The sequence below is a fragment of the Mycolicibacterium fluoranthenivorans genome, assembly GCF_011758805.1.
Classification (GTDB): Bacteria; Actinomycetota; Actinomycetes; order Mycobacteriales; family Mycobacteriaceae; genus Mycobacterium; species Mycobacterium fluoranthenivorans.
The window spans coordinates 888,998-900,185 of the sequence record NZ_JAANOW010000001.1 but is presented as its reverse complement, the minus strand read 5'-3'; the positions used below and the strand labels follow the sequence as shown (position 1 = coordinate 900,185).

At 67.9% G+C, this 11,188-nt stretch carries 9 protein-coding genes and 1 tRNA gene; 4 read left to right on the top strand and 6 right to left on the bottom strand.

Annotated elements, in window-relative coordinates:
* Window positions 1-29 precede the first annotated feature (29 nt).
* A complete protein-coding gene (locus FHU31_RS04405; RefSeq protein ID WP_167156233.1) occupies window positions 30-3,014 on the top strand; it encodes a (Fe-S)-binding protein in 2,985 nt (994 codons plus the stop codon).
* 61 nt (window positions 3,015-3,075) lie between these two features.
* Here the strand turns inward: FHU31_RS04405 and FHU31_RS04400 are convergent, their stop codons facing one another.
* Window positions 3,076-3,477 carry a hypothetical protein gene (locus FHU31_RS04400; protein WP_234901136.1) on the bottom strand — a complete coding sequence of 134 codons (402 nt, stop codon included), beginning with the start codon at window positions 3,475-3,477 and terminating at the stop codon, window positions 3,076-3,078.
* Window positions 3,478-3,584: 107 nt separating this feature from the next.
* Between FHU31_RS04400 and FHU31_RS04395 the strand changes: the two genes are divergently transcribed.
* Together FHU31_RS04395 and FHU31_RS04390 are read left to right on the top strand one after the other, a co-directional pair.
* Entirely contained in the window at window positions 3,585-4,859 is a 1,275-nt protein-coding gene (locus FHU31_RS04395; RefSeq protein WP_308206723.1) for a pyridoxal phosphate-dependent aminotransferase, read from the top strand.
* A 31-nt stretch (window positions 4,860-4,890) separates the two neighbouring features.
* Window positions 4,891-6,132, top strand: a complete 1,242-nt coding sequence (locus FHU31_RS04390) for a YibE/F family protein (protein WP_167156228.1) — start codon at window positions 4,891-4,893, stop codon at window positions 6,130-6,132.
* Here FHU31_RS04390 and FHU31_RS04385 read toward each other — a convergent pair.
* From FHU31_RS04385 to dcd, 5 genes are all read right to left on the bottom strand, one after another.
* The gene (locus FHU31_RS04385; RefSeq protein WP_167156225.1) at window positions 6,129-6,497 is read right to left on the bottom strand and encodes a nuclear transport factor 2 family protein; all 369 of its coding nucleotides are present in this window, start codon (window positions 6,495-6,497) and stop codon (window positions 6,129-6,131) included. The two genes, FHU31_RS04390 and FHU31_RS04385, sit on opposite strands and share 4 nt — an antisense overlap.
* A 9-nt stretch (window positions 6,498-6,506) precedes the next feature.
* Complete coding sequence (locus tag FHU31_RS04380; RefSeq protein ID WP_167156223.1) at window positions 6,507-7,232, bottom strand: maleylpyruvate isomerase family mycothiol-dependent enzyme; 726 nt, start codon at window positions 7,230-7,232, stop codon at window positions 6,507-6,509.
* A gap of 2 nt (window positions 7,233-7,234) precedes the next feature.
* Entirely contained in the window at window positions 7,235-8,545 is a 1,311-nt protein-coding gene (locus FHU31_RS04375) for a cytochrome P450 (protein ID WP_167156221.1), read from the bottom strand.
* A 19-nt stretch (window positions 8,546-8,564) separates the two neighbouring features.
* The gene (locus FHU31_RS04370; RefSeq protein WP_167156219.1) at window positions 8,565-10,175 is read right to left on the bottom strand and encodes a DUF7159 family protein; all 1,611 of its coding nucleotides are present in this window, start codon (window positions 10,173-10,175) and stop codon (window positions 8,565-8,567) included.
* 212 nt (window positions 10,176-10,387) lie between these two features.
* Entirely contained in the window at window positions 10,388-10,957 is a 570-nt protein-coding gene (gene dcd, locus FHU31_RS04365; RefSeq protein WP_090358604.1) for a dCTP deaminase, read from the bottom strand.
* Window positions 10,958-11,102: 145 nt separating this feature from the next.
* Here dcd and FHU31_RS04360 point away from each other — a divergent pair.
* Window positions 11,103-11,176: transfer RNA gene (locus tag FHU31_RS04360), tRNA-Gly, on the top strand.
* The last annotated feature ends 12 nt before the right edge of the window (window positions 11,177-11,188 follow it).

Below are 11,188 nucleotides of genomic sequence, written 5' to 3'. Positions count from 1 at the left end.
GGCCCGCGGTGGAAGACAGCCTGGAGCACATGCTCACGACAGGGCGGTTGATCCTTGGTTTGTTGATGACCGCGATCGTCTTGGTGTTCGCCGCCAAGCGCGTGCTGTGGCTGACGAAACTGATCAGCTCGGGCCAGAAGGTCGGCGACGAGCGCGGCCGCAAAGACCATCTGGTCCAGCGCTTCCTCAACCAGAACAAGGAAGTCTTCGCCCAGTCGAAGCTGCTGAAGTGGTCGATCCCCGGTATCGCGCACTTCTTCACCATGTGGGGCTTCTTCGTCCTCGCCTCGGTGTACCTCGAGGCCTACGGCGTCCTGTTCGACCCCGAATTCCACATCCCGATCGTCGGCCGCTGGGCGGTGCTGGGCTTCCTGCAGGACTTCTTCGCCCTCGCCGTGCTGGCCGGCATCATCGTCTTCGCCATCATCCGGGTGACCCGCGAACCCAAGAAGCTCGGTCGCGAATCCCGCTTCTACGGCTCGCACACCGGTGGTGCGTGGGAGATCCTCTTCATGATCTTCCTGGTCATCCTGACCTACGCCATCTTCCGCGGTGCCGCGGTCAACGTGCTCGGCGAGGACTTCCCGTACCAGTTCGGCGCGTTCTTCTCCGACGGCATGGCGGCGCTGCTGGCCCCGCTGGGACACACCGCGAACGCCTGGATCGAGACCATCGCACTGATGGGCCATATCGGCGTCATGCTGGTGTTCCTGCTGATCGTGCTGCACTCCAAGCACCTGCACATCGGCCTGGCCCCGATCAACGTCACCTTCAAGCGCCTGCCCGACGGTCTGGGTCCGCTGCTGCCCATGGAGCACAAGGGCGAATTGATCGACTTCGACGATCCCGCCGAGGACGCCGTGTTCGGTCGCGGCAAGATCGAGGACTTCACCTGGAAGGGCTACCTCGACTTCACCACCTGTACCGAGTGCGGCCGCTGCCAGTCCCAGTGCCCGGCCTGGAACACCGGTAAACCGCTGTCGCCCAAGCTCGTGATCATGAACCTGCGCGACCACATGTTCGCCAAGGCGCCCTACCTGATCGAAGGCAAGCCGATGCCCGAGGCGGGTTCGGTCGATTTCGCCGCGCTGGGCGACAGTCTGCACGGGCACGGTGTGCCCGAGGACGGCTTCGCACGCATCGAGGGCCACGGCCCCGAGCAGGCACTGCGCCCGCTGGTCGGCACCGCCGAACAGGGCGGTGTCATCGATCCCGACGTGCTGTGGTCCTGCACCAACTGCGGTGCCTGCGTCGAGCAGTGCCCGGTCGATATCGAGCACATCGACCACATCGTCGATATGCGCCGCTACCAGGTGATGGTCGAGTCGGAGTTCCCCGGTGAGCTCGGCGTGCTGTTCAAGAACCTGGAGAACAAGGGCAACCCCTGGGGCCAGAACGCCAAGGACCGCACCAACTGGATCGACGAGGTCGACTTCGACGTCCCCGTCTACGGCCAGGACGTGGACTCCTTCGAGGGCTTCGAGTACCTGTTCTGGGTCGGCTGCGCCGGCGCCTACGAGGACCGCGCGAAGAAGACCACCAAGGCCGTCGCCGAACTGCTCGCCACCGCGGGCGTCAAGTACCTGGTGCTCGGCACCGGCGAGACCTGCACCGGCGACTCGGCACGGCGCGCCGGTAACGAATTCCTGTTCCAGCAGCTCGCGGCGCAGAACGTCGAGACCATCAACGAGCTGTTCGAGGGTGTCGAGACGGCCAAGCGCAAGGTCGTGGTGACCTGCCCGCACTGCTACAACACGATCAACCGCGAGTACCCGCAGCTCGGTTCCGACTACACCGTCGTGCACCACACCCAGCTGCTCAACCGCCTGGTCCGGGACAAGAAGCTGATCCCGGTGACCTCGGTCGACCAAGAGGTCACCTACCACGACCCGTGCTTCCTGGGTCGGCACAACAAGGAGTACGAGGCACCGCGTGAGCTGGTCGGTGCCGCCGGCGCGAAGCTCACCGAGATGCCCCGGCACGCCGATCGTGGCCTGTGCTGTGGTGCCGGTGGTGCCCGGATGTGGATGGAAGAGCACATCGGCAAGCGCGTGAACACCGAGCGCACCGAGGAAGCCATCGACACCGGCGCCTCGGCGATCGCCACCGGTTGCCCGTTCTGCCGCGTGATGATGACCGACGGTGTCGACGACGTCGCCGCGTCCCGGGACATCGAAAAGGTCGAGGTGCTCGACGTCGCTCAGCTGCTGCTGAACTCGTTGGACACCAGCATCTACACGCTGCCCGAGAAGGGCACGGCCGCCGCGGCGTCCGCCGCCCGCGCCGAGGCACGAGCCGAGGCCGAGGCGAAGGCCGAAGCCACCGCCGCAGCCGCTGCTCCCGCGGTGGAACAGGCCGAGCCAGAAGCCGCCACCGCATCCGCATCGACCGCGGCCGCCGACGTCAAGCCGGTCACCGGGCTGGGTATGGCCGGTGGGGCCAAACGTCCCGGTGCGAAGAAGGCCGCTCCGGCTGCCGCTGCCGCTGCGCCCGCTGCCGAGGCGGCACCCGCCGCACCGGTCAAGGGTCTGGGTATCGCGGGTGGGGCCAAACGTCCCGGCGCCAAGAAGGCCGCTCCCGCTGCTGCCGCCCCGTCCGCCGAGGCACCCGCTGCCGAAGCCGCAGCTCCCGCTGCCCCGGTGAAGGGTCTGGGTATCGCGGGTGGGGCCAAGCGACCCGGTGCCAAGAAGGCGGCACCTGCGGCCGCACCGGCCGCGGCACCTGAGCCCGTGGCCGAAGCCCCGGCGGCGCCCGCCGAGCCGGCAACGCCGGAGCCCCCGGTCGTCGGTCTCGGTATCGCTGCCGGCGCCCGCCGTCCCGGTGCCAAGAAGGCAGCTCCGGCCGCTGCTCCGGCCGCGCCCGCTGCGGCGGCAGAGCCCGAGCCAGTCGCCGAAGCCCCCGCGGCCCCGTCGTCCAATGGTGCGACCGGCGACGACGACCGCGTGGTGGGCGACGAGGCCCCGGTGAAGGGCCTCGGCATCGCCAAGGGCGCGCGCCGCCCCGGGAAGCGCTAAATCTCAAGCGATTTGTGCACGTTTAGCGGCGGTTACCGCCGCTAAACGTGCACAAATCGCGTCAGACCTGACGTAATTGGAATGGCGTCTGGCTCAGAATGCCGCCCGGGCAGGCGCCATTCGAGTCGGCGGAAACCACCCCGCCCAGTGTTGCCGGATCGACCGATATCGAAATGACGGCCGGCTGGTAACTACCGTCATCGCAAATGAAGCCGTCAGGCTTGGTGACCGAGAAATTCCAGCGGCCGTCCGTCAAGGTCATGGGGCTGGTCCAGCCCTGGTTGCTCGCGACCGAGCCGGTACAGCCGATCACACCGCAGGTGCTGGCGATGGTCCAGACATTCTCGGCGTCGCCGCCCGCGTAAGTCCCGTTGAGCAGGAGCGGGTCGGCCTGCGCCGACGCAGCAAATGCGAGCGCAGCGGCAGCGGTGATCCCGAATGCCGTGCCCATCAAACGTGTCATCGACGTCATAGTGGTTCAGGAACTTAACACCGATCACGCAGAAAACTTCGACCCCGACGTCAAATTGCAACCTTGTCCGGAAAATCGGTTTGCGGGCCCGTGGGAGAATTAGCCGCGTGAGCACCAATCAGCTGTCGTGGCAGAACACCGGCCAGCATCCGCGGCCGCGGACGTTCGCGCAGTCCACCAAACTGCAGGACGTTCTCTACGAGATCCGCGGGCCGATCCACGAACACGCCTCACGACTGGAGGCCGAAGGCCACCGCATCCTCAAGCTCAACATCGGCAACCCGGCCCCGTTCGGTTTCGAGGCACCCGATGTGATCATGCGTGACATGATCCAGGCCCTGCCGAATGCGCAGGGTTACTCCGACTCCAAGGGCATCCCCAGTGCGCGGCGCGCGGTGTTCACCCGCTACGAACTGGTCGACGGCTTCCCGAAGTTCGACGTCGATGACGTCTTCCTGGGCAATGGTGTCTCCGAGCTCATCACCATGACGCTGCAGGCCCTGCTGGACAACGGCGATCAGGTGCTCATCCCCGCGCCGGACTACCCGCTGTGGACGGCGTCCACCTCACTGGCCGGCGGTACCCCGGTGCACTACCTGTGCGACGAGACGCAGGGCTGGAATCCCGATATCGCCGATCTGGAATCCAAGATCACCGACCGCACCAAGGCGATCGTGGTGATCAACCCGAACAACCCGACCGGCGCGGTGTATACCCGCGAAACCCTCACGCAGATCGCCGATCTCGCCCGCAAGCACCAGTTGCTGCTGCTGGCCGACGAGATCTACGACAAGATCCTCTACGACGACGCCAAGCACATCGCGATGGCGTCCGTGGCGCCCGACCTGCTGTGCTTGACGTTCAACGGGCTGTCCAAGGCCTACCGGGTCGCCGGTTACCGGTCGGGCTGGCTCGTCATCACCGGCCCCAAGGAACACGCCACCAGCTTCATCGAGGGCATCAGCCTGCTGGCCAATATGCGCCTGTGCCCGAATGTGCCTGCGCAGCATGCCATTCAGGTTGCCCTCGGCGGACACCAGAGCATCGACGACCTGGTGCTGCCGGGCGGACGCCTGCTGGAACAGCGCGACGTCGCATGGACCAAGCTCAACGAGATCCCCGGGGTGTCCTGCGTCAAACCCCAGGGCGCCCTCTACGCGTTCCCGCGGCTGGATCCCGAGGTCTACGACATCCACGACGACGAGCAGCTGGTCTTGGACCTGCTGCTGCAGGAGAAGATCCTGATCACCCAGGGCACCGGATTCAACTGGCCCACACCGGATCACCTGCGCATCGTCACACTGCCCTGGGCCCGCGACCTGTCCAAGGCCATCGAGCGGCTGGGTAACTTCCTGGTGAGCTACCGCCAGTAGCGGCTCAGCCGGACCGCCTACCCTTGGGCGGGTGACGCACTCGCACGGGCATTCGCACTCACTGGACGGCCCCTCCCCCCTGGGGCCGCTGGCCGCCCGGATCGTGGTCGGCCTGCTGGTGGCCATCGGTATCGCGACCGCCATCGGCGCGGTGTGGCTGTGGCCGACCCAGCAGCGGGTCGATATCCCGCTGCCATTCCAGAACTCGACCGGCGGCGCGGTCACCACCGAAGCCGGCCGCGTGCTGTCCACGCAGATGGCCAACTGCGGCAGCCCGTCCACCGGCGCCGTGCTCACCGGCACCCCGCAGGAGGCCCCCGACGGCGGCGGCCGGTGCGTGCACTCGCTGGTGTCCATCGAGTCCGGACCCAATGCCGGTGCCGACACCCTGCTGGAGTTCAGCCCCGGTCCGGGCCAGCCGCAGCTGGCCGCGGGCGATCACGTACGGCTGAGCCGCCAGGTCGACGACGCCGGCGCCACCACCTATGCCTTCTTCGACTTCGAGCGGACCTGGGCGCTGATCGGCCTGGCCGCGGCGTTCGCCATCGTGGTCGTCGCGGTGGCGCGCTGGCGCGGCCTGCGGGCACTGATCGGCATCGTGGTCGCGTTCGCCGTGCTGGTGGTGTTCCTGCTGCCGGCCCTGCGCGACGGGGCCTCGGCCGTTCCGGTCGCCCTGGTCGCGTCCTCGGCCATCCTGTACGCGGTCATCTATCTGGCCCACGGCGTCAGCCTGCGTACCAGCGCGGCCCTGCTGGGGACCTTGACCGCACTCCTCGTGGCCGCTGTGTTGTCTTGGGGTGCAATCGAACTGGCCCAGTTGACCGGGCTCTCGGAGGACCAGAACAACGAGGTCGCGGCGTATCTGGGACATGTGTCGATCACCGGCCTGCTGCTCGCCGGGTTCGTCATCGGTTCCCTCGGTGTGCTCAATGACGTCACCGTCACCCAGGCGTCGACGGCCTTCGAACTGGCCGAGCACGCGACCTCACGGCGGGCTATCTTCACCGGCGCCATGCGGGTGGGCCGCGATCACATCGCCAGCACCGTCTACACCCTGGTGCTGGCCTACGCCGGCAGCGCGTTGCCCCTGCTGCTGCTGTTCAGCGTGGCCAACCGTTCGCTGGGCGACGTGCTGACCAGTGAGAGCGTGGCCATCGAGATCGCCCGGTCCGCGGTGGGTGGGATCGCGCTGGCGCTGTCGGTGCCGTTGACGACGGGCATCGCGGCGGTGCTGGCGACGCCCGGACCGACGCACCAGAAGCCGAGCGGCTAGACCAGATCGTCGTCGGAGAGTTCCGTCGCCGCCAGCGCCGCGTCCAGGCTGTCATGCCGGAACACCGACGTGACGTGATCGTGTACCACCCGGAAGGCCGAGCCGAAGGTGTCGGCGTCCGCGCCGTCATCGCCGGTGACGGTCTGCTCGGCCACCACCACGCCGTCGTGCACATACAGCCGGCCGACGGTCACCGTATCGCCCAGAGTCTGCGCCCAGTCCCGTAACGCGGTGCGTCCCTGCGCGGCGCCACCGGCATCGCCGAACTCGATGTCATCGCTGCACAACTGATCCAGCGTGTCGAAATCCCGGGCGTTCAGGGCGTCATGCCAGGCGAGGACGGTCGCGATCTCGGAAGTACTCATGCGCCAACTCTAGAACGGCGTGTTGGCCAGCCAGTCATCCCATACGGCGATGTCACCGAGGACTTCGACACCGTCGGTGCGGCGGCGGGTGATGGCCAGCAGCAGGTTCAGTGCGGGACCCCGCACGGCGGCATCACCTTTGGCGTGGGCATGCGACCAGGCCAGGCCGTCTTCGTCGTTGACCACCAGCCACTCCCCCGTCGGGCCCAGCCCGTCGTCGGTGGCGTGCAGGTGTAGTCGCTGCCCCGGGGCGAGCCCGTGTCCGCGTGCCGTGCTCAGCTCGATCCACTCGCTCACGCCGTCCGCGGCCAGTCCGACGGGCAGGGTGAATTCCGCGCCGACGGCGAGGTCCGCATCGGCGCGGTGCACGGTCTGCTCGTGCACGCGACGGCGCACCCACCAGCCGGCCGGGCGCGGCCCCAGGAACGTCCACACCTTCTGCGAACCTACGTGGTCCACGGCATCGAGGACCAGCTGGGCGCCGGCGTTCAACCAGTCGATGGCGGCGTCAACATCCTCGGGGGGTTTACCGTTCGGAACGTCGCGCGGATCGGGCGGTTCGGTCAACCGTTCGCTGATGATCGTTGCGCACCAACGGTTTCCGCGACCCACATGGCGGAACAACTTGTTCAGCGTCCAGCCCGGACAGGTGCCGACGGGTGTCGAGGGATCCGCCTGGCGGATCACCTCGCCGAAGAGTTCGGTCTGCTCGAGCAGCACCGCCCGGAAGTCCACACCTACGACCGTAGCGCGGGACGGGCTTCGCCGAGGGCGATCGGCAGGGTCGACCACCCGCGCAGCACCCGGGTGTCCCGCCGGACGCCGGTCCCGGCCAGCCGTGCGTGGGGATAGCGGGCGAAGAACGTCTGCAGTCCGACCTCACCCTCGGCCCGCGCCAGCGCCGCACCCAGACAGAAGTGCCTGCCCGCGGAGAATGACAGGTGCCGTCCGGCGTTCTCGCGTTCGATGTCGAAGCGGTGCGGATCGGCGAATACCGCGGGGTCGCGGTTGGCGCCGGCCAGGTGGAGGATGATCAGCTCACCGCGCTGCACGGCGGTGCCGGCCAGATCGACGTCGCGGCTGGCGATCCGGGCGCTCATCTGCACCGGCGAATCCAACCGGAGGATCTCCTCGACGGCGGTGGGCCACAGTTCGGGCCGCGCGGCCAGGGTCTCCAGGTGCTCGGGGTGGTCCAGCAGCATCCTGATGCCGTTGCCCAAGAGGTTCACCGTGGTCTCGAAGCCCGCGGCCAGCACCAGCCCGGCCAGTGCCTTCAGCTCGCGTTCGGTCAGCGGTTCACCGGCTGCGCCGCCGTCGGAGGCCGCGATGATCTGGCTCAGCAGATCCTCACCGGGGTTGCGGCGCAGCTTGCGCAGGTGGCCGCCCAGCCAGTTGTCGAACCCGGCGATGCCCTCGTCGACCTGCTGCGATTGCGCCCAGGTCAACCCGATGTCCAAGCTGGGTGCGGCCAATTCGCCGAAGTGCAGAATGTTGGGGCGGTCCGGTTCCGGGACCCCGAGGATGTCGCCGATGACCGCGACGGGCAGCTGTGAGCAGTACCGGTCGACGACATCGATGGTGTCACCGCCGAGTTCGTCGAGCAGTTGATCGGCGCGTTCCTGGACGCGTTCGCGCAGCCGGGCGACGGCTCGGGTGGTGAACACCGAGGAGACGAGCTTGCGCATCCGGGTGTGTTCGGGCGGTTCAATGGACAGCAGTGACGGCGGCTCGATCGGGTGCAGCAGGTCGTTGGAGGTGTGCTCGACGATCCAGCGCAGCGGCTTGGGCAGGTTGCTGCCCAGCGAGCTGACCCGCCAGTCCTCGGACCGCAGCACCTCGTGCGCGACGGCGTGGTCGAAGGTGAGCAGTACCGCGCGGCCCCGGATGACCGGGCCCATCGCGCGCATCTCATCGGCGAAGGCGCCCGGGTCTGCGCGGGCCTGCGGGTCGGCGATCAGCCGACCCTGAGGGTCGCCCCGTCGCGCCGCCACCGCGGAAAGTCCGCGCACCACCCCGTGTAGAGCAAGCCAACGAATTCGTTGCCGCATGGGTGCGAGCTTACGGCTGTCAGCGGGGCGCGCAGAAGATCAGGAAGCAGGGGCCGCTCTTCTTCGGCCCGTCGCCGTGATCGCCCCGGCCACTGCCGTTGCCATTGCCGTTGGCGTTCCCATTGCCGTAGCCGCCCTGGTTGCCCGAGCCGGGGTACCCGCCGTTGGAGCTTCCGGGGTACTGACCCGGGTAGCCGCCGTTGGAGCTTCCGGGGTACTGACCCGGGTAGCCGCCGTTGGAGCTTCCGGGGTACTGGCCGGGATAGCCACCGTTCGCCCCGCCCGGGTATTGATCCGGGTAGTCGTTGTCGGGGTACTGCTGTTTGGGCGGATCCCATGGGGCGCGGAACACCGGGTGCGGCCACTGGAAAACCGGCGCCGGTGCCGGCGGGGGGACGTAGACCGGGACCGGGTCAGGCACCGGTGCCGCGGGTGCCGGTGCCGGTGGGACAGCGGCGGGTTCGGGGGCTGGCGCCGCCGGAGCGGGCGCCTGCTCGACGTAGACCTTGCGTGGTTGCGGGGCTTCCTGCACCACCGGGATCGGGGCCTTGATGGTCTCCGCCGGAGGTGGCGGTGCCGCCGGCTGTACGGGCGCGGCCTCGGGCACCGGTGCGGGCGCGGCCGGCTGTGCGCTGGGCGCGACGGCGTTCTGCGCCGGCGAGGGGCGCTGATCGGCGGTGGGCCGGATGCTCACGGCCAAGGACACGGCAAGCGCCACCACACCGACGACGAAGATCGACGTCAACGCGCTGCCGACCAGGAGGAACGGCTTGCGGTCCTCCTCCACCGGTGCGGGTGTTTCGGCGAACGCTGCGTCGACGTCGCCGGTGAACAGCGGTGCCGCTGCCGACGACATCGCCAGTTGGGTGTCGGCGGAAGCCAGGGCGAATGCCGAGCCGGCGGTGGGGCCGTCGGGATCCTGTGAGTACGCCAGGCCGACGGTGGACGCCTCGAAGGTGGGGGCGTTGGCGGCGGCCAGTGCGGCGCCGCGGGCGAGCGCCAGCTCGGATTCCTCCGGTGCGCTGACCGGGATGTCGACCAGGTGCTCCAGGTGCTCCTTCACCGAGGACACGTCGACGCCGGAGCCGACGACGAACATGCCTTGCGGTGCGGATTCCCGGCCGGCGACGGCGGCGGCCATATCGGCCAGTACGGCCATGGCGTCGGTGCTGTGCAGGCCGCGGCTGAGCACCTTGACCACGGATCCGTCGTCGCCGTTGACGACCGACAGGGTGGCGGTGTCGCGGTCCAGGAACAGCAGCGCGGTCGAGTGGTAACCCACCGCGGCGCCGGCCGCCTGGGCCAGCGCGCTGGCGGCGTGTAATTCGGAGACCAGCATGACGTCGGCGATGCCGTGCGCAGCGAGTGCGTCGCGCAGTGTCGCGGCTTCGGTGTGGTCGGTCCAGGTGACACCGATGTGGGCCAGATGATGCCCACCGGCTTGCGCGCTCTCCTGCGTTCCGAGCACCGCTGCGACCACTTGATCGGCCGCGCTCGGAGTTGCCGGGTCATTCGACGGCGACACTGGGAAGACATCGTGATCGACGGTGGCTCCGTCGGCCTTCGCCCCCTCAACCAGCACCATTCGCACCGTCGTAGGTGTCAATGACACACCTAATACGATGTCCACTTAACCCCTCCAAAGTGTTTGCCGCACTATCCAGGTCGCCGAGCCCGCCCCCTGCGGCACAAAGCGCCGACTAGATAGTTCATCGCCCTCGACAGCGGCGTCGTTACCCACCGACGGCGTTAGCTAGACCACTTAACCGACCCTACTCGGGTGTCGGTCAGAAGGCTCGGCCGTCTCCGATGCACACCATGCCAGCACAGCCTGTGCAGGAGCTATGGCTTGATGAAGTTCTGGTAGGAACGCGAGGGTGTGGGGCCGCGCTGGCCTTGATATTTGGAACCCGCCGCGGCGCTGCCGTAGGGGTGCTCCGCGGGACTGGTCAGCCGCAGCAGGCACAGCTGGCCGATCTTCATGCCGGGCCACAAGGTGATCGGAAGGTTCGCCACATTCGACAGCTCCAGCGTGATGTGGCCGGTGAAGCCGGGGTCGATGAAACCCGCGGTCGAGTGTGTCAGCAAGCCCAGCCGGCCGAGTGACGATTTGCCCTCCAGCCGCCCCGCCAGATCGTCGGGCAGGCTGCAGCGTTCCAGCGTCGCCCCGAGCACGAACTCGCCGGGGTGCAGCACGAACGGCTCGCCCTCCTTGGGTTCGACCAGGGAGGTCAGATCGTCCTGGCGCTGCGCGGGGTCGATATGGGTGTAGCGGGTGTTGTTGAACACCCGGAACAGGTTGTCGAGGCGGACATCGACGCTGGACGGCTGGATCAAGGAGTCGTCGAACGGGTCGATTGCCAGACGCCCGGCGGAGATCTCGGCCCGGATATCACGATCGGAGAGCAGCACGGGACGAGCCTAACCAGACCGCGGTGTTCGCGACGCGCTGCCCGGGGACTGTCTCGTGAAAGTTGTCATCATCTGATGACGGACGTCGGTTGGGGTGCCCGAGGGACGCGGTGCTAATCTTCCTGATCACCGGCCTCGCCGGTACGCCGATGTAGTTCAATGGCAGAACATCAGCTTCCCAAGCTGAATACGCGGGTTCGATTCCCGTCATCGGCTCCACACGAAAAAGCC

What these genes read in the sequence shown, in the direction of transcription:
- FHU31_RS04405 (WP_167156233.1), top strand. Translation starts at nt 30, where the DNA reads ATGCTCACGACAGGGCGGTTGATCCTTGGTTTGTTGATGACCGCGATC.
- FHU31_RS04400 (WP_234901136.1), bottom strand. Translation starts at nt 3,477, where the DNA reads ATGACACGTTTGATGGGCACGGCATTCGGGATCACCGCTGCCGCTGCG.
- FHU31_RS04385 (WP_167156225.1), bottom strand. Translation starts at nt 6,497, where the DNA reads ATGAGTACTTCCGAGATCGCGACCGTCCTCGCCTGGCATGACGCCCTG.
- FHU31_RS04375 (WP_167156221.1), bottom strand. Translation starts at nt 8,545, where the DNA reads ATGCGGCAACGAATTCGTTGGCTTGCTCTACACGGGGTGGTGCGCGGA.